Annotated in this window: 21 protein-coding genes; 5 read left to right on the top strand and 16 right to left on the bottom strand. The window is 38.7% G+C overall.

Annotated elements, in window-relative coordinates; genetic code table 11:
* Positions 1–17: 17 nt before the first annotated feature.
* The 8 genes from GQR46_RS02535 to GQR46_RS02500 form a co-directional block, all read right to left on the bottom strand.
* A complete protein-coding gene (locus GQR46_RS02535) occupies positions 18–272 on the bottom strand; it encodes a hypothetical protein (protein ID WP_007585664.1) in 255 nt (84 codons plus the stop codon).
* A gap of 19 nt (positions 273–291) precedes the next feature.
* Positions 292–1,128 carry a peptidoglycan binding protein CsiV gene (locus tag GQR46_RS02530; RefSeq protein WP_165728828.1) on the bottom strand — a complete coding sequence of 279 codons (837 nt, stop codon included), beginning with the start codon at positions 1,126–1,128 and terminating at the stop codon, positions 292–294.
* Positions 1,128–4,601 (bottom strand): transcription-repair coupling factor, encoded by a 3,474-nt coding sequence (mfd, locus tag GQR46_RS02525; protein WP_165739745.1) that lies wholly within the window; start codon positions 4,599–4,601, stop codon positions 1,128–1,130. Before mfd ends, GQR46_RS02530 begins: the two co-directional genes overlap by 1 nt.
* A gap of 71 nt (positions 4,602–4,672) precedes the next feature.
* A complete protein-coding gene (locus tag GQR46_RS02520; protein WP_165739743.1) occupies positions 4,673–5,566 on the bottom strand; it encodes a carbon-nitrogen hydrolase in 894 nt (297 codons plus the stop codon).
* Complete coding sequence (locus tag GQR46_RS02515; RefSeq protein WP_165739741.1) at positions 5,563–6,618, bottom strand: agmatine deiminase family protein; 1,056 nt, start codon at positions 6,616–6,618, stop codon at positions 5,563–5,565. Before GQR46_RS02515 ends, GQR46_RS02520 begins: the two co-directional genes overlap by 4 nt.
* A 57-nt stretch (positions 6,619–6,675) precedes the next feature.
* Positions 6,676–7,284, bottom strand: coding sequence for a PilZ domain-containing protein (locus GQR46_RS02510; RefSeq protein WP_165739739.1), 609 nt, complete (start codon positions 7,282–7,284; stop codon positions 6,676–6,678).
* Positions 7,285–7,504: 220 nt separating this feature from the next.
* The gene (locus GQR46_RS02505; protein ID WP_165739737.1) at positions 7,505–8,272 is read right to left on the bottom strand and encodes a haloacid dehalogenase type II; all 768 of its coding nucleotides are present in this window, start codon (positions 8,270–8,272) and stop codon (positions 7,505–7,507) included.
* Entirely contained in the window at positions 8,272–8,922 is a 651-nt protein-coding gene (locus GQR46_RS02500) for a peroxiredoxin-like family protein (protein ID WP_165739736.1), read from the bottom strand. Before GQR46_RS02500 ends, GQR46_RS02505 begins: the two co-directional genes overlap by 1 nt.
* A 122-nt stretch (positions 8,923–9,044) precedes the next feature.
* Between GQR46_RS02500 and GQR46_RS02495 the strand changes: the two genes are divergently transcribed.
* On the top strand, positions 9,045–9,932 hold the full coding sequence (locus tag GQR46_RS02495) for a LysR family transcriptional regulator (protein ID WP_165739734.1): 888 nt from the start codon (positions 9,045–9,047) through the stop codon (positions 9,930–9,932).
* Here the strand turns inward: GQR46_RS02495 and GQR46_RS02490 are convergent.
* Entirely contained in the window at positions 9,912–10,427 is a 516-nt protein-coding gene (locus tag GQR46_RS02490; protein WP_165739732.1) for a DUF2937 family protein, read from the bottom strand. The genes GQR46_RS02495 and GQR46_RS02490 overlap by 21 nt on opposite strands.
* 132 nt (positions 10,428–10,559) lie before the next feature.
* Between GQR46_RS02490 and GQR46_RS02485 the strand changes: the two genes are divergently transcribed.
* The 3 genes from GQR46_RS02485 to GQR46_RS02475 are packed head-to-tail and all read left to right on the top strand — an operon-like array spanning position 10,560 to position 15,247.
* Complete coding sequence (locus GQR46_RS02485; RefSeq protein WP_165739730.1) at positions 10,560–11,126, top strand: RNA polymerase sigma factor; 567 nt, start codon at positions 10,560–10,562, stop codon at positions 11,124–11,126.
* The gene (locus tag GQR46_RS02480; protein ID WP_165739728.1) at positions 11,123–12,202 is read left to right on the top strand and encodes a FecR domain-containing protein; all 1,080 of its coding nucleotides are present in this window, start codon (positions 11,123–11,125) and stop codon (positions 12,200–12,202) included. The genes GQR46_RS02485 and GQR46_RS02480 overlap by 4 nt, the downstream gene beginning before the upstream one ends.
* A gap of 9 nt (positions 12,203–12,211) precedes the next feature.
* Positions 12,212–15,247 carry a TonB-dependent receptor gene (locus tag GQR46_RS02475; protein WP_165739726.1) on the top strand — a complete coding sequence of 1,012 codons (3,036 nt, stop codon included), beginning with the start codon at positions 12,212–12,214 and terminating at the stop codon, positions 15,245–15,247.
* A gap of 73 nt (positions 15,248–15,320) precedes the next feature.
* Here GQR46_RS02475 and GQR46_RS02470 read toward each other — a convergent pair whose 3' ends face one another.
* The 7 genes from GQR46_RS02470 to GQR46_RS02440 all read right to left on the bottom strand — a co-directional run bounded on the left by GQR46_RS02470 (position 15,321) and on the right by GQR46_RS02440 (position 21,713).
* Positions 15,321–15,716, bottom strand: coding sequence for a biopolymer transporter ExbD (locus GQR46_RS02470; protein WP_165739724.1), 396 nt, complete (start codon positions 15,714–15,716; stop codon positions 15,321–15,323).
* 312 nt (positions 15,717–16,028) lie between these two features.
* Complete coding sequence (locus GQR46_RS02465) at positions 16,029–16,472, bottom strand: PA2169 family four-helix-bundle protein (RefSeq protein ID WP_007585695.1); 444 nt, start codon at positions 16,470–16,472, stop codon at positions 16,029–16,031.
* A 178-nt stretch (positions 16,473–16,650) separates the two neighbouring features.
* Positions 16,651–17,589 (bottom strand): LysR family transcriptional regulator, encoded by a 939-nt coding sequence (locus GQR46_RS02460; RefSeq protein ID WP_002961484.1) that lies wholly within the window; start codon positions 17,587–17,589, stop codon positions 16,651–16,653.
* Positions 17,590–17,605: 16 nt separating this feature from the next.
* Complete coding sequence (aceK, locus tag GQR46_RS02455) at positions 17,606–19,324, bottom strand: bifunctional isocitrate dehydrogenase kinase/phosphatase (RefSeq protein WP_165739723.1); 1,719 nt, start codon at positions 19,322–19,324, stop codon at positions 17,606–17,608.
* 103 nt (positions 19,325–19,427) lie between these two features.
* Positions 19,428–19,907: a DUF4124 domain-containing protein gene (locus GQR46_RS02450; protein WP_165739722.1), complete on the bottom strand. Its 480-nt coding sequence runs from the start codon at positions 19,905–19,907 to the stop codon at positions 19,428–19,430.
* A gap of 91 nt (positions 19,908–19,998) precedes the next feature.
* A complete protein-coding gene (locus GQR46_RS02445; RefSeq protein ID WP_165739720.1) occupies positions 19,999–21,495 on the bottom strand; it encodes a DUF3413 domain-containing protein in 1,497 nt (498 codons plus the stop codon).
* A 5-nt stretch (positions 21,496–21,500) separates the two neighbouring features.
* A complete protein-coding gene (locus tag GQR46_RS02440) occupies positions 21,501–21,713 on the bottom strand; it encodes a DUF1414 domain-containing protein (RefSeq protein ID WP_007375276.1) in 213 nt (70 codons plus the stop codon).
* Positions 21,714–21,775: 62 nt separating this feature from the next.
* Here GQR46_RS02440 and yejK point away from each other — a divergent pair, with 62 nt between their 5' ends.
* Positions 21,776–22,792 carry a nucleoid-associated protein YejK gene (gene yejK / locus GQR46_RS02435; RefSeq protein ID WP_121955650.1) on the top strand — a complete coding sequence of 339 codons (1,017 nt, stop codon included), beginning with the start codon at positions 21,776–21,778 and terminating at the stop codon, positions 22,790–22,792.
* Positions 22,793–22,873 lie beyond the last annotated feature (81 nt).

The following is a 22,873-nucleotide window of genomic DNA, read 5'->3' as shown; positions in this document are numbered from 1 at the left end:
CAGTCCCTTTTTTAATTTTATTTATTAGCTAAACCATGTTTACTATATAAAGTTACTTTGTTTGATACTAGCGTGATCTCGATATTTTTTGCTTCATCGCCCCACACACAATTAGTATGCAGTGTTTTTTCAACACAGTTATCTGCACTGCCTAAAATGGTTTCAACTTCAGTCTTATCCATACCTACTTTAATTTTTTCGTAGCTTTCAAGGCTTACTTTAGAACAAGCCGCAAGGCTTAATGTAGCTGCGATGATAAGGAGTTTTTTCATTGTTATATCCTACTTAGTATTAATGTTTGAATTTTCTGATTTGGACGATCATGCCCATTCGTGGGTGGTCAAAGTAATGTACTTCACCACTTATTACACGTCTAAACTGAGAAAAGCGGGCTGACTCTATGTCGCCATTTTCTAGCTTTTGGCTAATATCAAAATTAGCTGTAATGTATAAATAATGTCGTAAGTGTATTTTAAATAAACCATCTAGTTCCCATTCTGCTTTTGATTGGTTTGGGTCGTTAAACAGTTCAGGTTGTGAGTTTAATAAACTTACAAAATCAGGATTTGAATAGCTAGGGGTTACGTTGGAATCACTTTTAAGGTGTTTACCTGCTATTAAATGCATACTTGGAGCACGCGATTTACTTGCGCCTTCAAAGCGCCAGCCAGTATGTAGAATAGGTGTTAATCCTTTGCGATCTAGCTGTTGGTACTGCGCTTTAAATTGCAGTTGTTCTGGCGCTAATAAATAAGTTTGCTGCATATCATCTTTAGCGGGTGCTAGAGGTGTTATAGGTAGCTCATCGTAGCTTTGTAGGTAGTTTGTACTGTCACCGCATACACCCGATTGTGGGTTTGAATTAACTAATGAGTCGGTAAAAGAGCGTTTTTGAAAACGCTCATCACCATCTATACATGCTTGCATTGCTTGCTCTGTATAAAGAGGTGTCATTAAATCTAGAGAGTTTTTATCCTCAATAGCTTTGTGCTTAAGTGTAAAATCTTCTTGCAAATACGGAGCAGGGCGCTGCTTAAATACAAGCACCTCAACCTCAAACCAGCGTTCTGCAAATGCAGTGCTGCTAAACAAGCAGCATAAAATAACTAGCGATTTTTTTAGCAACATTAATGGCTAACCTTTTTTTCGAAATCTGCAATCATTGCAGTGACCATTTTTAAGCGTTCGCGAGCGTTAGCTTCACTAATTGCAAAGCGCAGTTTATTTGCGCCATCCATTTTGTACACCTTAGGCGCACTTTGTATCAAACCAATGATGAAGCTAGGGTTAACCTTAGTATCTTGGCTAAACTCAAAGTAACCACCTTTTGGATTTGCCTCAATTTTTGTTATCCCTAAATTACTTGCCTGCATTTTTAATAATTGTAGGCTAAATAGGTTTTTAGCGGCATCAGGCAGTAAACCAAAGCGGTCTATAAGTTCTACCTGTAGTTCATCCATATCATCAAGGTTAGCACAACTAGCAACTCGCTTGTACATACCTAGGCGTGCATTAACATCGTGTATGTAATCATCAGGTAATAGTGCAGCCAGTTTTAAATCTACTTCGGTTTGTTTTTTAAGTAGATTTTCAAGCGTTGGCTCTTTTCCTTCACGTAGCGCATTTACAGCTTGCTCGAGCATTTCCATGTACAAGCTAAAACCGATAGTTTGCATTTGACCAGATTGATCGTCGCCAAGTAACTCACCCGCACCACGAATTTCTAAATCGTGTGTTGCGAGGGCAAAACCTGCGCCTAAATCTTCTAACGATTCGATTGCTTGTAAGCGTTTACTCGCATCTTTAGAAAGTGCTTTTGGGTCACCTGTGAGTAAATAGGCATACGCTTGATGATGGCTTCGGCCAACTCGGCCACGTAATTGGTGTAACTGTGCAAGGCCGAGTTTATCTGCTCTATCCATAATAATGGTGTTGGCTGTAGGTACATCGATACCGGTTTCTATAATCGTGGTACATACCAACACGTTGTATTTTTGATGATAGAAGTCAGTCATTATTTGCTCAAGCTCTTGCTCGCGCATTTGACCGTGAGCTGAGGTTACGCTTGCTTCAGGCACCCATTCACTGATCTCTTGTGCAACACGCTCAATAGTTTCTACATTGTTATGTAAAAAGTAAACTTGACCACCGCGTTTAATTTCACGTAGTACCGCTTCGCGTATTAGTTCTACATCGCGTTGGCGTACAAAGGTTTTAACCGCTAAACGTTTAGCAGGCGGGGTCGCGATAATTGATAAATCACGCATGCCACTCATAGCCATATTAAGTGTACGCGGTATTGGTGTTGCAGTGAGTGTAAGTATGTCTACATCGGCACGTAGTGCTTTAATTTTCTCTTTTTGGCGTACACCAAAGCGATGTTCTTCATCAACAATGAGTAAACCTAAGTCGTTAAACTTAATGTCTTGCTGAATAAGTTTGTGTGTGCCGATAACGATATCGAGCTTACCGTTGGCCATTTTCTCAAGCGTGTCTTTTTGTTCTTTAGTTGAGTTAAAACGCGAAAGTACACCAACTTCAATAGGAAAATCAGCAAAACGGTCTTTAAAGTTTTCAAAGTGTTGTTGAGCCAGCAAAGTGGTAGGCACTAAAATTGCCACTTGTTTATCATCGTTAACCGCTACAAAAGCAGCGCGCATGGCCACTTCCGTTTTACCAAAGCCTACGTCACCACACACTAAGCGATCCATGGCTTGCTTTGATTGCATATCACCTAACACTGCTTCTATGGCGCTTCGCTGATCGTCAGTTTCCTCAAATGGGAAGCTTTCGCTAAATTGGCGATATGCTGGTGCGTCTAGCGTAAATTTATTACCGGGTTTTGCTTGGCGCTGTGCATAAATATCAAGTAATTCGGCGGCTACATCGCGGACTTTTTCAGCCGCACGTTTTTTAGCTTTTTCCCATGCATCTGAACCAAGCTTATGCAGCGGGGCACTGGCTTCTTCACCACCCGAGTAGCGGCTAAGCATATGTAGCGCCGATACTGGCACGTACAATTTAGCTTCACTTGCATATGTGATGGTAACAAACTCAGTAATTACACCTGCGGCATCAATTGTTTGCAAACCTTGGTAACGGCCAACACCATGATCGAGATGCACAACAGGCTGACCCTCCTTAAGCTCAGCTAAATTACGAATGAGCGCATCTTGGCTCGCTTCGTACTTGTGCTTGCGGCGTCTGCGCTGAGAGACTTTAATACCTAGCAGTTCTTGCTCGGTAATAATAGAAAGGCTGGGTTTAGTACCAAGTACTACACTTTGTTCAAGTGGGCTTACTATTAAACCTACATCACTCGCGCTTTTAGTAAATTGTTCGAGTGTTTCAAATTCTTTAAATTTTAAACCGCTTGGTTTTAAAATGCTCAGTAATGACTCGCGACGACCATCCGATTCAACACTGAGTAATATGCGGCCTTTTTTCTTTTTTTGTTCTGCTACATAATTTATAAACGCGGCGTAAGGTTCATGCTGCTTATGATCAATTCGAATAGCAGGCAGCTCGCTAACGCTTAAGTTTTTATTGCCCGCTTTAGTACCAAGCTTTGCAAGAGATAAACGAATACGTGCAAAATTGCCTAAATTAGAAAACAGCTCTTCAATAGGCTGATAAAGCGCATTGGGCTCTAGTAATGGGCGAAGTGGGTCAACTCTGCGGTTTTCATAGCGTACATTTACATCGTGCCAAAAGGTGTCTGCCGCATGCTCTAAATCGCCTAGTTGCATAACGGTTGTCGTATCTGGCAAGTAGTTAAAAATAGTAGCTAGCTTTTCAAAAAACAACGGCATGTAGTATTCAATACCCGCAGGCCAGTTACCTTTGCTTACTTGCATGTATACAGAGTCTTGCTGCGAGCTTGCACCAAATTTTTCGCGGTAGCTTATTCTAAAACGTTCAATATCAGCGTCGTTAGTAGGAAATTCATGCGCTGGAAGTAGCTCAATTTTATCTACTTTTTCATCAGAACGCTGCGTTTCTACATCAAATAAGCGAATAGTGTCGAGTTCGTCATCAAAAAAGTCGAGTCTAAATGGATGCGGACTACCCATTGGGTATAAGTCAACGATTGAGCCACGTATAGCGTATTCGCCGTGCTCCATTACTTGTTGAACATTTAAATAACCAGCTTGCTCTAAATTGTCACGAAAGTTATGAGTGTCTAGCTTGTCGCCTACTTTAAAGTTTATTGTTGAACCGTAAATAAACGAGGCCGGAGCTGTGCGCAACATTAAGGTAGATACAGGCACAATTAACACACTTTGTTGTTCTTTTTTTAAGGTGTTTAATGTCGCTAAACGGGCTGAAATAATATCTTGATGTGGGGAGAAATGATCGTATGGCAGAGTTTCCCAATCAGGAAATACCATTACCGGGTTATCGGGTAATAAATATTCTAGCTCTGTTTCAAGGCGCAGTGCGCTTGGTGTATCGGGCGTAACAATTAAGACTAAGTTATCTTGTTGTTTAACACCTTCAGCAATGGCAATGCTTAAACCACTTCCGCTTAGCTGGCCCCATTGAATTTTATCTTTTTGAGATTTTACCCAAGGCAAGGCTGCCCATTGCTCAAACGCCATTTATTACTCCATTTATAGTTGGCTCTTAGCAAGTAAGAGCCATTATATTTGTGACCCAGAGTTCAGGTTACTTAGTCTCGGTATATTTTTGTTAGGTCTTTATAGTGATCAATTCGTCGATCACGTAAGAACGGCCAAATACGTCTTACGTTTTCTGAGCGTTTTTGATCAATTTCTACCACTAAAATTTGCTCATCAGTATTATTAGCCTCGGCTAGTAACTCACCTTGTGGGCCTGCAATGAACGAATTACCCCAAAACGCAATACCATCGCTTTGCGCACTTGGGTCACTTTCATGGCCTACGCGATTACAACTAATTACCGGCACACCATTGGCAACAGCGTGAGCACGCTGGGAAATAACCCAGGCATCTTTTTGACGAGTTTGCTCAGCAATGTCGTCATTTATATCCCAACCAATAGCAGTAGGATAAATTAATACCTCAGCGCCTGCCATTGCCATTAAACGCGCCGCTTCAGGAAACCATTGATCCCAACATACTAGCACGCCTAATTTACCTACCGAGGTTTGAATCGGCTCAAACCCGATATCACCAGGGGTAAAGTAAAATTTTTCGTAAAAGCCAGGATCATCAGGAATATGCATTTTGCGATATTTACCGGCAATGCTACCGTCTTGCTCTAATACAACCGCAGTATTGTGATAAAGGCCCGTAGCGCGTTTTTCAAATAAAGACGCGACGATTACAATGCTTAGCTCTTTAGCAAGCTCACCTAAGGTATTACTGCTAGGGCCAGGAATTGTTTCGGCTAAATCAAATACGTCAACATTTTCGGTTTGGCAAAAATAGAGGCTTCGGTGTAACTCTTGAAGTACAACTAGTTTTGCACCTTTTTGAGCGGCTTCACGAATGGCATTGATTGATTTTGCCATATTTTGTTCAGCACTATCGTTGTTGCTTTGTTGCACTAACGCAACGGTTAACTTTGCAGGGCTTGTCATAGTGCTGCTCCAGCTAAAAATCCACGAGGTAATTGCATTGTAATACAGTGCAGGCTGCCAAATTGTTCAATAATGGGTTGGCAATTAATGCCAATAATAGTGTGTTGTGGGTATGCTTTTTGAACTTGTGCAAGCGCATGTTCATCATTGGCATCATTATACGTTGGAACAAGCACAGCATTATTAATAATTAGGTAGTTAGCGTAGGTAGCCGGTAAGCGTGTTTGCTCATCGTCATAAGCGGCTTTTGGCCACGGTAACTCAATTAAGTTATATGGGGTGTTATCGGCAGTTTTAAAGGCTTTTAGTTGTTTTTCCATTGCATCAAGTGCGCTGTAGTGCTCATCAGTTTTATCGTTGCACTTTACATATACAAGGGTATTATTTGGAGCAAAGCGTACTAAGGTATCAATGTGGCTGTCGGTGTCATCACCGGCTAAAAAGCCATGATCAACCCATAAAAAGCTCGTCGCACCTAAGTGCTCTTTTAAAAGTACTTCTATGTCAGCTGGGTTTAAATCTGGGTTACGATTTTTATTTAGTAAACATTCGCTGGTTGTTAGCAACACACCATGCTCGTTTATTTCAATACCGCCACCTTCAAGCACCATATCGAGCGCTTGATATTGATTTTTTTTGCTACTTAGCTCTTTCACCAATGTACGATTAATTTGATTGTCTAATGCACTTTCAAACTTATTGCCCCAACCATTAAAAGTAAAATCATAGATTTTTAATTGCTCTGGCGTATCAATGGCGGCGCAAGTAAGCGGACCATGATCGCGCGCCCACGTATCGTTAGTAGGCGTTACTACAAAATGAACACGATTAAGAGAGATGTTAGCGCTATTTAGCAATGCTGTAATATGCATTTTTAAGGCACTGTTATGTGCCACAATAACAAGCTGTTGCTGCGTTGTTATATATTTAGCAAGCTCAACATACACAGGTTCTACACGTGCTAAATTATCAGCCCAATCGGTGTCTTTATGAGGCCACGTAAGCATAACAGCGTCTTGCTTGGCCCATTCTGGTAAAAGTCTAAAGTTCATGAATTTTATATACTAATTAAGATGACACTAGTTTAGCATTTTACAAAAAGATGTCAGCTAATTATCGTTGTTTGAATCATCTTGGGCTAGTTCTAATTCTTGACGTTTTTTAAGTTGGCGGGTTTGAGCATGTAAACTCGCTCTAACAATTAGTTCTTGGTCAGTGGTTCTAATAGCGGTGAAAAGCAGGGTGTATTGATAATGTTCGCTATCTTGTTTTTCTACTGCCACAACTTCGGTGTAACAATAAACCGCAGAGGCTTCGTGGTGCAAAAATAGCTTAGTTCTGAATGATTGGCCAATTGAGTGTACTTCAGGAGAAGTAAAGCGAATACCACCGCCGCCGTAACTATCACATTGGATTGCATTATCTTGCGCTTGTTCTGAGGCCAAAATATGGCTCATTATTAAATCTATTTTACGTGACTGCGCTTGTAAAAATGTAGCTAGCTCTTGTGCTATATCGCCTAAGTTACGCAGTGGGCGTAACGAGCTTTGCTCAAGCTCACTCACTTCATTAGCTAATCTAAATAGTGGGGGGATATCGTCTTCAAGCTCAAGCTGCGATTTAGGAATTTGTCCGTTCGATACGGCGAATAAATTTACTCTTATACTTTCATTAATTTGAAAGTACTGCTCAAACTCACCTAATCTTTCACTATTCATTATGTTCTCCACCACGTATTTATTTAATAGTAGCGTTGTGAGTACTAAATTGCTAGCAGATAAAATAACGCATAGCGGGCTAAATGCTTTGTTTACATTCAATTTTTAACATACAGATTATGAAAATAAATACACTAAGACATATTTAGGGTTAGTTATAAAAAAGCGGCCAATGTCATCCTAACATTGGCCGCTTGGGTATTGATTCATCAGCACATACTTATTTAAGTAGAGCGGCTAATTCATGTAAATCTTTCACCACGTGATCTGGCTTTTTAGCTAATGGGTAAAGTGCTTTACCAGGGCGAGCTATAAACGTAGTTTGTAAGCCTGCTTCTTTTGCGCCAGCAACATCCCAGCCATGGGCTGCAACCATCATTGCTTCATTTGGTGCTACGTTTAACTTTTTAAGTACCCACTCATAAGCACGTAAATCAGGTTTGTAAATTTTAATATCTTCAATGCTGTAACGCGCATCAAAGTAAGACATTAAACCAGCGCTTTCAAATTGTGCCTTTACACCCTTGTTTGAAGAATTTGTAAGGCTTACTAATTTATAGCCTTGCGCTCTAAGTTTTGCCAGTCCTTCTTTAACATCAGAATGTGGTGGTAAAGTTAGAAGTGGTGTAACAATCGCTGTTTTGGCTTGTTCACTAGTAATATCAATATTATTGTTTTGCGCAACCATAAGAAGTGATGCCACGCCGATTTGTCCGAAGTCGTGATAACTACCGCTTACAGTATCTACTAGTGAATGGTGCAACATAGTTGAAAACCACAGCGGTAATAAATCTTCACGTCCGCCTAGTGCTTTACCAATAGAGGTACGCATTGACGTTAAATCAAGTAGGGTTTCGTTTACATCAAAAATAAGCACTTTAGGCTTTGTTTGTTCTTTTGCTTCATCAGCGACTGCATAACCAGATACAAGGCTTGTGCCCACAAGTAATGAAAGAGTCAGTGTTTTTAACGATTTTAAAATAGACATTAATTTTTCTCCGATTCAAGTGCTGCCATAACATCAATAGGTTCTGCGCGTAGGGTGTAGTCTTCACTTAAGAATGCGTATGTAATAACACCATCTTGATTTATTACGTAAGTAGCAGGTAGCGGTAATTTAAAGCTTTTATCGCCGTAGTAGTGTTCAAAATCAATACCAAATTGTGTGTATAACGCTTGAATACGCTCATCAAGTGTAAACAATAAACCAAATTGCTCAGCTACTTTATTGCTCACATCTGAAAGCACATCAAATTCAAGGTCGTTTTTTTGTGCCGTTGAGAGTGTTTCATCAGGTAACTGCGGTGATATTGCTACTAATTGAGCACTTTGAGTTTTAAATTGCGGTAAGTAATCGTTCAGTGCTTTTAGCTCTAAATTACAATATGGGCACCAGCCACCACGATAAAAGCTAATAATTACCGGGCCTTTTTTTAATAAATCTGCAAGCTCAATGTTTTCGCCTTTATGATTGGCTAAGCTGAAGTTTTCTACTTTTTGACCAATTTGCAACGCATTATCTTTAATATGCTGTGCAATAAGTTCTTCGTTTGTAGTGTTCATTAATGCCAAAACGTCAGCCGGTAATTTGGCATCTTTTTGTACGTTGTAGGCATCTATTTGCGCTTTTAAACTCATGATTGAACCTCAATAATTAGACTATCTGCAATTATAGTGTTTTACATATTTAAATAAACATTGCAAAACTGAAAGCTTCATTCGAAAATGTTAAACATTGAAAAGTGCACAATGGCATCTTTATGTATAATTTAAGCGACTTAGAAACATTTATAGCCGTAGTTGAAAATAAAGGGGTGCTTGCTGCTGCGCGCGAGCAGCGTTTATCGCCTGCAACGGTAAGCCATCGCTTAAGTAAATTAGAACGTGAGCTTGCAACAGTACTTGTTTTTAGAGACAGCAGACGAGTACGGTTATCTCCCGCCGGAGAAATATTTTACGCACGAGTGGGTGCTATAATTGAAGCACTTCACGATGCTGAGCATAGTATTGGTGCACGAAGCTCATCAGTAAGTGGTTTATTGCGCGTAACCATGCCGCCTTGGATTTTTTCAAAATATGTAATGCCTAGACTTAATGAGCTGGAGCACGCTTATCCAGAGCTAAAGCTTGATTTTTTAATAACGGATCATTTTGTAAATGTGGTTGATGATGCACAGGACGTTGCTATTAGAGTAGGGCAATTAAATGACTCAGGACTGCTTTCTCGTAAAATAGTAAACAATAGCCGCATACTTTGTGCAGCTCCTAGTTACATAGAAAAATACGGCATGCCTGAAAATTTAACGCAATTGAGCGAGCATTATTGGGTATGTTTACCGTGGCAACGACAGTTAAAGCTTTTTGACGAACATAAAAAAATCCATACTTTTAATGCTAAAACCCGTTTTACTATCTCAAACTCCGATAATATGACCCAAGCTGCTATTGCAGGCCATGGTATAGCTATTAAATCTAAAATAGCGATTAATGAAGATCTTAAAAATGGAGTTTTAGTTGAAGTTATGCCCGGTGTAATGGCACAAGATGATGCGCCAGTGTGGTTTTTACGTCCGCAAAATAGTTTAACTACCCGCAAAACCGATGTTTTTTATGACTTTATGAAATCGTTATTTTTGAGCTGCGAATAAGCGTTTAAATGAGCGCTTTGCTCCAGTTAAAAATAAATAACCAGTAAGTTCTGCTAGTACGGCAATAAAAATAGCTGCAACAATGGCGGCTATAATAGAGTCTTTTTTTAAAATAATTTGACCTTCAAAGCGTTGCCATACTTGTTGCTTTATATCCTTCATGCCACTGATCATAGTAAATATATACGGAGATTGCGCAAACCTATTTACAGCGACTTGTAAGTCTTGTTGTCGTGTGTAAAGTGTACTGATATTACTTGCCCCCTTATTCACAATCCCATCATCAATATTTTTATAGTGTTTTATTAGCTTGTCTAAATCATTATTAAAATACTTAGCAGCATCGTTTTTAAATGGTGCAATTGCATTATTAGCTTCAATTAATTGGGCTGATAAGGCCTGGCCAAAATCGCTCACAAATGCAGGGATTTGCACCCCAAGTAGTAAACCAAATGCAAAGAAACTAAGGCGGATATAATCTAAAAATTTACTCATTTATCTTCCTATCCATTTAAATAACCCAAAATTAACATTTGAGCTTGTTTTTATATCAAAAACTCGTAATCTATTGGTAATAAAAATAACAACAAAAATAACAACAAAAATAACAACAGGTGTATGTTAAGGATGACGAAAAAAGTAAAGTTCACGTCAACATTTGTTGATATTTCTAAGCAGCTCAAACGCTTTGTATCGCGCATTGTTCAACCCGACGATGTAGAAGATATTGTGCAAGAAACTTTTGTAAAAAGCTACGAAGCTGATTTAAAGCAAGATATACAGTTTACCCGCAGTTACATGCTTAAAACAGCAAAACACCTAGCACTTAACCATATAGCTAAGTGGGACAATAAATTTAATGATTCGTTAGAAAACGATAACGAATTACCCGTACTACTCAAATCAATGAAGCTCGAAGATGAATATACATCTAAAGAGCGCTTTTTACTTTTTTGTAGAGCTACTGAGCAACTAAGCTCATCGATTCGTAAATGCTTTATATTAAAAAAAGTGTACGGCATGAGCCAAAAAGAGATAGCAGACCAAATGCAGTTAAGCCAAAGCACTGTTGAAAAACACATTGCCAAAGGATTGTTACAAACCATGTTGTACATGCGTGATCATGAGCAAAGCTCTCAAACGCACCCTAAAGCTCAAGCACACCCTATATCCGTTAAGAGGGTCGCAGAATGAGTAATGTTCATCAATTTAATTCAAAAGATTTAATTTTAGAAAAGTCATGTGATTGGATAAGCGCGATTGATCGTGGTTTAACTGATGATGAAAAAGAGCAATTTAAATTATGGATGATGCAAAGCACCGCTCATCAGGACTCTATTTATGAGCTTGCCCAGTTGTGGGATGAACTTTCGGTATTAAATGAATTAAGTCATTTATTCCCTCAGCGTGGCAATACTAAATCATCAAAAAATAAGTGGATGTTTTCTTACTCAATTGCAGCGAGTTTATTTGCAGCACTAATGGTATGCAGCTACTTATTAATTAATTTAGAAAATGGCTATAACCAAGAGCTTGCAAAAGTTAATTACACTAAAATTTACAAAACAAAAGTAGGTGAGCAAGCAACCTATGTATTGCCAGACGGCACCATAGTGCAGCTTAATACTAATAGCTTACTAGAAGTTGCTTATAGTAAAGGTCGTAGGCAATTGCTGCTAAGCCGTGGAGAAGGGCGTTTTAATGTAGCAAAAGATGCTACGCGCCCGTTTAGTGTTATGGCGGGAGATAAAAGTTTTACCGCTCTGGGTACTGTTTTTAATGTACAGCGCAATACTTCGTCAGATTTAGAGCTTGTTGTTACCGAAGGCAAAGTGATGATCACCGACCCTAGTGTTGCGGTTGATGCAAATGACTTTAAAGATTATCAACTTGCAGATAACAGCACGCAAAAAATTCGTCAAATTAATGCCAATATTGTTATCTCAGGCGAAAAAGTAATTATAGAGCAAAGCGTTACAAAACCAATTACCCAGCTTTCAATGAACGACGTACAACGCGATTTGGCATGGCAAAATGGCATGCTTATTTTTAATGGAGAAGAGCTAAGTGATGCGTTAAATGAAGTAAGTCGCTATACCGCCACACGTTTTGAGCTTTCATCAGACGAGCTCGCCAGTATTAAAGTAGCTGGGGTATTTAAAGCAGGTGACGTTGAAGGTTTACTAGAGAGTTTACAGACTAATTTTTCTATTGATCATGAGCGTTTAGGTGAGCATGTAGTAACGCTAAAACACCATACAGAATCATAAGTAGACGTTATGAAAATCAGACTAATGCTAGCTAAAGTTGCACCTATAAAGATTAAACGTAAAAAAAACATTAAAAAAAAGAAACAAAACCATAGAGGATTTTTGTTTGTCAGCTGTTTATATAAGTTGCGCAGTAACCAAACGCATTTATTGAGTGGATTGAGTGTGCTTGTACCGGCTATTTTTAGCTTGAGTGTACAAGCCGCAACTCAAACCACTGGGCAAATGGTGCAATTTGATATAAAAGCGCAGCGAGCAGACAAAGCCTTAATTGAATATGCTAAACAAACAGAGCAAACCGTGGTGTTTTCTTATGAGTTGGCAAAGCAGTATGATGCAAATTCAGTTTATGGATTTTACACTCAGCTAGATGCCCTAGAGGCATTACTAGGTGGGACTGAGCTCGATGCGGTTGTTGATCAAAATGGTTTACTGAGTATAAAACTCAAACAAATCAACAGGAATGATAACAACATGATGAAGCTTTCAGCGGTCAGTGCAGCAGTATTACCAGCTTTACTTGCAGTAAATTCGCAAGGTGTAAACGCAGCAGAAGAAGTCGCTCAAGAAAAAATTGAAAAAATTGCTATTGTCGGTAGCCGTGTAGCAGGACGTTCAGTTGAAGATTTACCCGTTCCAGTAGATATCTTAAGTGCAGAAGCGCTTGAAAATACAGGCCAAACAGAAGTTGGTCGTATGCTACAGTCTATCGCCCCTTCATTTAACTTTTCAAGCTCTGCAATTAGTGACGGTACTGATGCTTTAAGACCTGCGACACTTCGCGGTTTGGGCCCCGATCAAACATTGGTTTTAATTAACGGCAAACGTCGTCACCAAGCAAGTATTATTCATATTAATGGTTCTGTTGGGCGTGGTACCGCAGGTACTGACATGAATGCAATTCCAGCCTCTGCAATTAAACGCATTGAAGTATTACGTGATGGCGCTGCTGCTCAGTATGGTTCTGATGCAATTGCAGGTGTTATTAATATTGTGCTTAAAGATGGTAGCGAAGGTGGTAAAGCGGCTATTAACTACGGTCAATATTCTGAAGGCGATGGCGAAACCATTAACCTTGATTTTAATAAAGGCTTTGCGCTAGGTGATGACGGTTATTTAAATACAACTATCAATTACCGTGACCGTGCACCGACTAACCGTGCAGGTTTACATGGCTCTTGTCAGTTTTATGGTTGTACAGAACTAAGTGACGGTACTTTACTTGCTGGCGATCCGCGTGAGCTGACAGCCGATCGTGATACTTTTAGAATTGGTGATGCTGATTCGCAGCAGTTTGGTTTAACAATTAATACCGGTTACGAGTTAGGTGATGGCGAGCTTTACGGCTTTATTACTTACTCAACACGCGAAAACGAGTCGGCTGCATTTTTCCGTCATAACGCAAATGCTGGTGGTAACCCTGTACTGCAAGATAACGATGCGACTATACCGCTAGGCTTCTTACCAAAAATTAATACAACTATCGACGATATCTCGTACAACTTTGGTTATAAAACTGAGTTTGATAACGATGCAAGCCTTGATTTATCATACACCTACGGTGAAAACAGCATTGATTACACGACAAGTGACACTATCAATGCCTCATACGCTAACTTTTTACGTTATAACCAAGGTTTAAGTGCTGCTGATATTCGTACAACTATCCCACGTGAAGCGTACGCTTACGGCATGGAATTATCACTGCAAACAATCAATATTGATTTTACGCAAAACTTTGATGATTATTCTTTAGCAATGGGTGCTGAAATCCGTACTGACGAATACCGCATTTTAGAAGGCAATGAGTACGCATACCGCGATTACGATACAACTAACGGTGTAAGTATTTACAACGGTTTAAGTGGCGGTGTTGGCTCTGAAGACGCATCGGGTGGTTCGCAAGGTTTTGGTGGCTCGTCTCCTGCGTCATCAGTTGATGAATCGCGTGATGTAATTTCATTTTACATAGATGCAGAAGCTTATGTAATTGAAGATGTGATTTTATCGGGTGCACTTCGCTACGATAACTACAAAGGCTTTGGCGACACCGTAAACTTTAAACTTGCTGGTAACTGGTCTGTAACCGACGATATTTCATTACGCGGTGCATTAAGCTCAGGTTTTAGAGCGCCTTCAATGCAGCAGCTTTACTTCAACAATGTAAGTACGCAATTTGTTGTTGGTGCTAATGGTAACTTAGTGGCAGAAGAGGTTGGGACATTTAGAAACGATTCAACACTTGCGCAAAGCTTAGGTATTCCAAAGCTTAAAGAAGAAAAATCACAAAACCGTAGTTTAGGTATTGTGTATAACGTTACAGATAATATTAACGTAACCGTTGATTACTACTCAATTGATATTGATGATCGTATTGTAATTAGTGACCGCTTAGGTAAAGGTTTATCTACAAGCCTTGATGCTGCACTGAATAGTGCGGGTGCTGGCGTAGGTCAGTTCTTCTTAAATGGTGCTGATACAGAAACTCGTGGTGTTGATTTTGTAGCAACGTGGAACACTGAAGGTTTAGGAGGCACGCTTGATTTTACACTTGCAGCTAACTTTACTAAAACAGATGTTGTATCGTTATTTTCGCCTGCTGGCTCAAGCCTTGAGACAGTAAATGTAGACGATATATTTTCAGCTGAAGACATCTCTATTATTGAAGAGTGGCAACCAGAGGATCGTATTAACTTAAGTGCGCTTTATCAACGTGACGATTGGACAGTTAACCTTTCACTTAATCGTTTTGGTGAGTACACAGTAGAAGATGGTGGTCGTCAAACGTATGGGGCAGAGATTTTAACTGACGTTAAAGTTAACTACTTCGTTACTGAAGATTTGTCGGTAAACATTGGTGCAAACAACTTGTTTGACGTTTATCCAGATAAAAACGAAATAGGTAACTCTCGCTCAGGTACTATTGTAGATGCTAGTGGCAACACAGTAATAAGTAGTTCAGGTGTGTTTGACTACTCACGTCGCTCGGCTCCATTTGGTTTTAACGGTGCTTACTACTACGTAGGTGCAGAATACCGTTTTTAATTAATAACACTCCCTTTCGTTATTTAACTCAAAGGGCCGTAAGGCCCTTTTTTTGGTTTTAGCTTGGATTGATTTATTGAGAAATCAAACTTATTGAATAATCATCGTATTGCTTAATATTATTCATTACACTCATTAAAGTATTATGTGTACTGTTTTCGTCTGCGGTTATAAGTACCGTACTTATTTCATATTTAGCCGCGAACATCGCTAAATTAGTCGCAACTTGCTCTAAATCAATTAACCTCCCTGAAAAATATACTCCGTTACTTTCATCAATTCTAAATAAAGCATTTTTAACAGGCTTATCTATTTGAGGGCTGTCGAGTGGCCGGTTTAATTCAATAGCCACAGGTTTTACAAAAGATGTAGTTACAATAAAGAAAATTAGTAATATGAACACTATGTCTAACATCGGGGTCATATCTACATCAGCATTATTTTGCAGTTTAGTTAGTTTACTTTTCATATTAGACCTTATTTTTAATTAAATGCTGCGGCGCCACAGCAAGGTTTTAGGTACCTATTAACAAAATTAGCACAGCAAAAATAAAGCGTGGTTAAATAAATATTCTAATAACATTAAATATTTGTATTCATTATGTATTTAAAATGTGGCGAAATAAGGTGGTGTTTGTAGCAATCTGCTTATATGGGGTCTATATGGCATCGTTATAGTGTGATTTAATTCGTTAAATTGCTTAAAGATTTATGCAGATTGGTATTAGAGGCAATAAAAAACCCAGCGCTAGGCTGGGTTGTATTTATGCGTTATGTAAGCTTACTGCTTTTGCATACGGCTCATTTCTGCATGGCAGCTTTGCATTGTTAATAATGTTTTAGCCAGTGCAGCTTCGCAATCAGCCGGTTGTGGTTTATCCATAGCGGCTTTAATTTCTACAAGCGTTTTATCTTCTACTTCTTCAAGCTCTTTTACATACGTGCTGTCGTTATGTGAGGTGAATGTAGTAAGTAAGGCTGTGTATGCACGTCGTGCTTCAACTGCGAAAGATGAACCATCTTCGCGTTCGCCTTTTTCATTAATTGCATATGGCTGCAAGCGCTCAACACTCACTTTTCGGGCATCTATCATGCGCTGAAAAAGTGCGCCAATAGCAGGGTCTTCAACTTTTTCCTGTGCTTTTTGATAAAAATCGATGCCGCTGTTCATAACTTGAATGATGTCAGTAATATGATTTACTTCTGATCCTTGATGGGTGTTCATAATGACCTCTTTAATTAAATGAATGTATAGTTCAATTTAATTAAAGCAAGGTGTGTTCCAAGTTCATGGCTTGTTTTAAGCTTATGTTTATTAACGGTTTGTTTTTTATTTTTGGAGTTGCTAGGTTAATAGAGTAGGTATTAACCTAGCAATTTTTACATTATATTGTGTAATAAAGTTATTTTAGCTCTTCAGCTACTTCAGCTACTTTTTGGCGTAACCAGATGTGGCTCGCATCGCGATGTAACAGTGGGCTCCAAATCATATCAAGCTCAAAAGGAGGAATTGGAAACGGTGGCTCTAAAATTTTAAGCCCCGGATCATCTAAGTATATATTTGCGGCTTTTGAAGGAAGGGTCGCAATCAAATTTTTCTCTTTAGCTAAATGAATCGCTACATGGTAGTTACGCGTAAAAGTGGCAATGTTACGATGTTTACCAAAGTGGGCAAGTGCTTCGTCAACCCAACCAAGTTTTTGCACATCTTTAGGGTCCATGCCCACGCCTACACCAAAACCTGTTTTACTCACCCATATATGGCGCGCTTTTAAGTAGCTGTCGAGGCTAAAGTTTTCAATAATAGGGTTGTCGGCCTTAACTAAGCAGCAAAAACTGTCTTTCCAAATACGTTTATGATGAAAAGACTGAGGTAAGTTTTCAAAACGGTTGATTGCCATATCTACTTTACCGTTTTCTACGTCATGAAAGGTTACATCACTTGGTGTGAGTATATCTAAAGTAGTATCGGGGGCTTCTTCGTGTAGTTTACTTAAGAGCTTTGGCGCTAACGTACTTGCAGCGTAATCACTGGCCATTATTCTAAATACACGTTTACTCTGGCTTGCCTCAAATTCTCTATTAGGTGCTAGGGTTTCTTCAAGCGTCATTAATATGCCACGAATAACGGGTTGTAACTCTAAAGCGCGCTCTGTCGGGACCATACCATCGCTGGTACGAACTAAAATAGGGTCGTTAAATAAGTTACGAAGACGTTTAAGGCCATTACTCATTGCGGGCTGCGTAATACTCAATTGATTAGCAGCGCGTGTTACATTGCATTCTCGAAGCAATGTATCGAGATAAACGAGTAAATTTAAATCTATTTTACTTATATTCATTGTGTGTCCTTTGCGTCTACCAGTGATGGATAAATCGCTGTGCTGTCGGGTAAGGGTAAATATGACTTACCTGCCCATTTTTTATATTTTGTTGAGCCTGCTTCCAAAAGCTAACATCTATAAGCTCTGGATGAGTGCTGAGGAAAAACTTTTTATACATAGGATTAGGCATTACAAATGTACATAACTGCTCTGGGAATACATCTTGTGGTGCAACAGAGTAACTTTGTTCATCCATTAAATAATCGTCGTAGCTCTTTGCTTTTGGTAATGCTCTAAAGTTCATATCTGTTAGGTATTGAACTTCATCGTAATCGTAAAAAATAATACGTTTGTGCTTACTTACACCAAAGTTTTTTAAGAGCATATCGCCAGGAAATATATTAACGGCAATCATTTCTTTTAGAGCTTGCCCGTATTCTTCAATCGCGTCTGCGGCACTTTCTTCATCAGCATTTTCTAAAAATAAATTGAGTGGTGTCATGCGCCGTTCAATATATAAATGCTTGATGATCAACCATTCGCCTTCAATTACCATTGATGAGCCAATTGTTTTATGTAATTGCGCAAGTAAATTACTATCAAAACGTGCCAAAGGAAATACGACGTTAGAATACTCTATGGTATCGGCCATTCTGCCAACGCGATCATGGTTTTTTACTAGTTGATAACGCTTTAATACGGTATCACGGCCGAAGGGCTTACTTTCACCAAATTTGTCTTTTATTACTTTAAAAACATAACCAAATGAGGGAAGGGTAAATACCATCATCACCATACCGGGAGTACCCGGTGCAATTGTAAACTCATCATTAGAGTGAGATAAGTGATTTAAAAACTCTCGATAAAACTCAGTTTTACCCTGCTTATGAAAACCCACTGCGTTATAGAGCTCAGCAAGTGTTTTGTTTGGCATAAGCTGATTCAAAAACCGGACAAGTGCTGAAGGTGCATGAGTCTCTACCATAAAGTAGGCGCGGGCAAAGCCAAAAATGACACGCATTTGAGACGATTTAGTTAAAAGTGCATCTAAATATAATCCGTTATCTTCATCGTGCAATACGGCGATTATAAAAGGCTGAACCCCACTTTTTGAAACAACACGACCAACAATATAAGCTGCTTTATTACGATAAAAAGGTGTGTGCAAAATATCAAAGCGCATTTGCCAAGGTTGGTGATGTGTATCGGGTGCTTGTTTATAAAAAGCTTTAACAAGAAGGCGAATATCACGCTCTAAATTTACAAATGGGGCTTTAAAATCAAAATGATTAATAATGCGTTTTATTGTTGGCTTTAGGCCATCAACTACTGGAAAGTATGTCCTATATTCGGCCTCAACAGGTACTGAAGGAGCATCTTTCAAAGTTGCTTCTACAAATATAAAGTCATTATGAAAATAGCGCCTATGGTACAGCCGGCAAAATACAGAATTATAAAAGGTTTCGGCGAGTTCTGCTTGAGGGTGGAAACATAAAAAGTGCTGATATATCTTTTTAACTTCGAGCCATAGGCTTTCATCTAATTGCTCTGTTGGGGTTTCTTTTTTTAGCGCTTGTGTGGTTTCGTTAACACGATCATCATAATAGCTGATACGCAAACGGCTGATATCATTAATTGCTTGCCAATCTTTTTTTGCAAAGGCGAGAGGGGCTTTGGCCGTTGTTTTTTGAAATAGCTGATAGTGCCTTTTAAAACCCGTTAAAATTAATTCAGCAATATGGCGAGGCTGCATTTGCACTCCTTAATAGTCCCTAGAGCTTATACTCTATTGTGTTAAGGGTATGTTATTTTAAGTTTAAAACCAAGATAAATATTACTTGCTAATTAAGAGTGATTTATTGGTATTGAGCTATCTTTTTTTCGAGAATTTTAATTTGTTTAGTAATAACCAATACATCTTTTTTGTACTCTTTATTAATTATTTTTAATTTTTTAGTAATATCTTTGGTAATACGCTTTTTATCATCAATGGCTAAGATATGATTTAATCGTTCTTGTTGTTTATATTCGGTACGCTGCTTATTACGATCAAGTATTGTTAGTTTATGGTTATTACTGCGAAGCTCTGCCTGTAAGCCAGATAGAAGCCTTTCACGTTCAAGCTCATTCAGTTGTTTAGTGTAGTCAACCTTAGGACCAGAATACTGATTACCCGTCGTGTTAACTTTATAAGTCGTTGCTTCGTCGTCACAGGGAAGTTGAGAAAAGACAGTGCCTTTTTCTGTTACACATTTGTAGTAAGTGGTATCGCTAAAGCTAAAAAAACTGATAAGTAAAAAGCTAGAATGGAGAATATAACGAGAAGTTTTAAACATGTATGTCGTCCTTGATTTTTATATTTTTTAGTAAAACAATATAAAACTATAACCTAGCTTGGTGGTATATCAAGCTAGGTTAGGATAACGGCTATTGGGTGAAGGTTTTAAGCTTTTTAATACTCTGTACTAAAAATGGTATATCTAAACCTTGTTCAATAGAAAACCCCTCAGCGGCAGAGATATTTTTAAAGTTACCATCTGAATCTATTAAGGTAATCCTATCTTTTTTATAGGCTATAACGACACCCTGAGAGTAGTTAACGCCCATATCATCTTTTTTCTTGTATAAATTAACGCCCAGCATTGTTTGCTTAGCAATGGCTTTACAATTTAAATATTGGCCAACACTTGTTGCAATTAAATCGCTAGGTTGAATAAGTCCATCTACTTTAGAAATACGTTTGTCGGAGCTATATAAAGTTGATGTTGTTACTACTTCTTGCTTGTTATTGGCAAGACTAAAAGCAAAAACCTGTGTTTTATCATCTCGTACAACGGCGTTATCGCTACTTTTAATAACTCTAATTGCGCTAGAACTATGTGCTTGATCATTTATAAAACTAAGTTCTTCCACGCCGGTTACTTCAATGCTGCGGCGCTGACTTTGCCATGCGGGAAGAGTTTGATCTCTTAAAATTGCTGCTTTATAAAAAGCTGGCAAACCATACACTAAGCTAAATAGCATATCGTCGTGATTAGTTGGCTGTAAAAACTGCTCTGTTTTGTGTAAGTTTTTATTCTCGGCAACAAATTTAGCGAGTTGTTGCTGGGTTTCAAATACAAAAATATCTACATTGGCTTGTGCGTAGTCTTCACACTTTTCAAGCGGGCTTGGCATTTGATAACTAATATTTTGGTTATTAATTTTTACGTTATGTGCTTGCTTATAGCTTTCTATATCAAGCAGGTCATTTTTAGCCAATAAACTTTTAGCGGTAGTAGGGTATGACAGTGGTAGTACATTATCTTGCTTCGTTACGTCAAAGTTTAAATTTGCGTCAGCCCAAATATGAATACTGTGACTAAGTGAAAAACACACTATTAAAAATGAAATTGCGTAACGTGCAAATTTATATTGTTTTAAGCGCTCAAGGTGTTGCCATGTGTAATTACTCACAAGTAGCTGAAAGCCTAAAATAAGTAATACAATCCCACTGGCTAAAATGGTTGTTAAAGCAGGTGAACTGGTTAAACGATGCCACAGTAGAGAAATAATCTCAGGTAAGGCAGATATACTTAGATGATAACCCAAATTAACGTAAACATAAGCATCAAGGGTAAGCAGTGAAGCGCCTAGTGTGGCTATAACAGCCGCCATGCCTCGTATATGTCGTGGGTAGGGGAATATTAAACTAAGCGGAAATACCGTCAGCACAAACGCTAAAAAGGCGATAAAACTAGTGTGGCTTAACCACGTTACTAGCATATAAGTAATGCCCATAAAGCTTGTTGGTGGCGAGTCGGCAAATAAGTAGCTTAAGCTAATAAATAGCGCCAAGCCAATATTGGCAAAAGTAAACCAATGGCCCCAGCTTAATAGCTGACTCGCTTTTGATGAAAACTGATTGTGCTGCGATAAATTCATAGAGTTTATTTAACCGACTGTGATAGAGCTTTTGCAAAGTTCTCAGTTACGGCTTGTCTTTTCCCTGTTGGTACATGCTCTTTTAAGATATGCGTGATAGAATTTCCTAAACACATAAGGCTTAAATCTACCGGCGCATTGTGTTTAGTTAGCACATCAATAAGCTGATCGACGATTTGTTCTACTTCTTCATTAGAGTATTTTGATAAGATTGGCATCAGTTGGTTCAATAAAATAGTTATATTCTCGTATTTTAACACTAGAGGCGTGAAAAACAAAGATGACAACAGACGTTAAAAAATTAGTCGTTCATTATGTAGACAAAAAAGACGACGATACGCAAATTCACCTTCGAAATGATGAGATGGTAATTAACGATAAAGTAGCCGTTTTTATCGAACAATTACATCATGCATATAATGGTAAGCCAGGTAAAGGTTACTGTGCTTTCAGTGGTGATAAAAACAGCGTTGTAGCATCTGCAATGCAAAGCTACCGTAACGATGAGTTAGGCTTTTGGCATATGACCGAGCAAGCCTCAACGGTTTTAAAAGAAGAGCTTGATAAGTATGCATTTAGTGAAACAGGCTATTTAGTATTTTGTCATTATCAGTATGTTGCTACCGATTACATGTTAATTGCGATGATTAACATTAAAGAGCATTACTCTATGACCTCTGAGCTTGATTTAGCGGCTTCTCGCCATTTAGATATATCTCGCATGCAACTCGCTGCTCGTATCGATTTAACAGCATGGGATACGCAAGCAGAAGATAATCGTTATATTTCGTTTATCAAAGGACGTGCGGGTCGTAAAGTTGCTGACTTTTTCTTAGACTTTTTAGGCTGTGAAGAGGGTATTGATTCAAAACAGCAAAGCCAAGTAATGCTTAGCGCAGTAGAGGATTATTTATCAGAGCAACAGTTTGATAAATCAGAAAAAGACGACTTACGTAAACAAGTATTTGATTACTGTAATGATTGCGTAACCACAGGCGAAGATGCAAGTGTGAGCGATCTATCTGCAACGCTTACAAAAGGCGATGACAGCCCGTTTGATAGTTTTTGCAAAGAGCAAAGCTATGACTTGGAAGAAACTTTCCCCGTTGATAAAAAAACCGTAACCAGTATGGTTAAGTTTTCAGGCCTTGGTGGGGGTGTAAGTGTAAGTTTTGAACGTAAACACTTAGGTGAGCGCGTAACGTACAACGAAGCAACCGATACACTAGTGATTAAAGGCATTCCGCCAAACTTAAAAGATCAGCTACAACGTTTTATGGAAAATGAAAAAGAGTAAACTCATTTGAGCGAGTTGAAAGTTGATTTAAGAGCGCGATATTTATATCGCGCTTTTTTATACCGGTATCTAAATTTGTTG

This window comes from Pseudoalteromonas sp. Z1A6 (assembly GCF_011378745.1).
Classification (GTDB): Bacteria; Pseudomonadota; Gammaproteobacteria; order Enterobacterales; family Alteromonadaceae; genus Pseudoalteromonas; species Pseudoalteromonas arctica.
This window is presented reverse-complemented; position numbering and strand designations above follow the sequence as displayed.

Excerpts from the sequence above, each read along its gene's own strand:
- GQR46_RS02535 (WP_007585664.1), bottom strand. The coding sequence starts at position 272 with ATGAAAAAACTCCTTATCATCGCAGCTACATTAAGCCTTGCGGCTTGT.
- GQR46_RS02530 (WP_165728828.1), bottom strand. The coding sequence starts at position 1,128 with ATGTTGCTAAAAAAATCGCTAGTTATTTTATGCTGCTTGTTTAGCAGC.
- mfd (WP_165739745.1), bottom strand. The coding sequence starts at position 4,601 with ATGGCGTTTGAGCAATGGGCAGCCTTGCCTTGGGTAAAATCTCAAAAA.
- GQR46_RS02520 (WP_165739743.1), bottom strand. The coding sequence starts at position 5,566 with ATGACAAGCCCTGCAAAGTTAACCGTTGCGTTAGTGCAACAAAGCAAC.
- GQR46_RS02515 (WP_165739741.1), bottom strand. The coding sequence starts at position 6,618 with ATGAACTTTAGACTTTTACCAGAATGGGCCAAGCAAGACGCTGTTATG.
- GQR46_RS02510 (WP_165739739.1), bottom strand. The coding sequence starts at position 7,284 with ATGAATAGTGAAAGATTAGGTGAGTTTGAGCAGTACTTTCAAATTAAT.
- GQR46_RS02505 (WP_165739737.1), bottom strand. The coding sequence starts at position 8,272 with ATGTCTATTTTAAAATCGTTAAAAACACTGACTCTTTCATTACTTGTG.
- GQR46_RS02500 (WP_165739736.1), bottom strand. The coding sequence starts at position 8,922 with ATGAGTTTAAAAGCGCAAATAGATGCCTACAACGTACAAAAAGATGCC.
- GQR46_RS02495 (WP_165739734.1), top strand. The coding sequence starts at position 9,045 with ATGTATAATTTAAGCGACTTAGAAACATTTATAGCCGTAGTTGAAAAT.
- GQR46_RS02490 (WP_165739732.1), bottom strand. The coding sequence starts at position 10,427 with ATGAGTAAATTTTTAGATTATATCCGCCTTAGTTTCTTTGCATTTGGT.
- GQR46_RS02485 (WP_165739730.1), top strand. The coding sequence starts at position 10,560 with ATGACGAAAAAAGTAAAGTTCACGTCAACATTTGTTGATATTTCTAAG.
- GQR46_RS02480 (WP_165739728.1), top strand. The coding sequence starts at position 11,123 with ATGAGTAATGTTCATCAATTTAATTCAAAAGATTTAATTTTAGAAAAG.
- GQR46_RS02475 (WP_165739726.1), top strand. The coding sequence starts at position 12,212 with ATGAAAATCAGACTAATGCTAGCTAAAGTTGCACCTATAAAGATTAAA.
- GQR46_RS02470 (WP_165739724.1), bottom strand. The coding sequence starts at position 15,716 with ATGAAAAGTAAACTAACTAAACTGCAAAATAATGCTGATGTAGATATG.
- GQR46_RS02465 (WP_007585695.1), bottom strand. The coding sequence starts at position 16,472 with ATGAACACCCATCAAGGATCAGAAGTAAATCATATTACTGACATCATT.
- GQR46_RS02460 (WP_002961484.1), bottom strand. The coding sequence starts at position 17,589 with ATGAATATAAGTAAAATAGATTTAAATTTACTCGTTTATCTCGATACA.
- aceK (WP_165739723.1), bottom strand. The coding sequence starts at position 19,324 with ATGCAGCCTCGCCATATTGCTGAATTAATTTTAACGGGTTTTAAAAGG.
- GQR46_RS02450 (WP_165739722.1), bottom strand. The coding sequence starts at position 19,907 with ATGTTTAAAACTTCTCGTTATATTCTCCATTCTAGCTTTTTACTTATC.
- GQR46_RS02445 (WP_165739720.1), bottom strand. The coding sequence starts at position 21,495 with ATGAATTTATCGCAGCACAATCAGTTTTCATCAAAAGCGAGTCAGCTA.
- GQR46_RS02440 (WP_007375276.1), bottom strand. The coding sequence starts at position 21,713 with ATGCCAATCTTATCAAAATACTCTAATGAAGAAGTAGAACAAATCGTC.
- yejK (WP_121955650.1), top strand. The coding sequence starts at position 21,776 with ATGACAACAGACGTTAAAAAATTAGTCGTTCATTATGTAGACAAAAAA.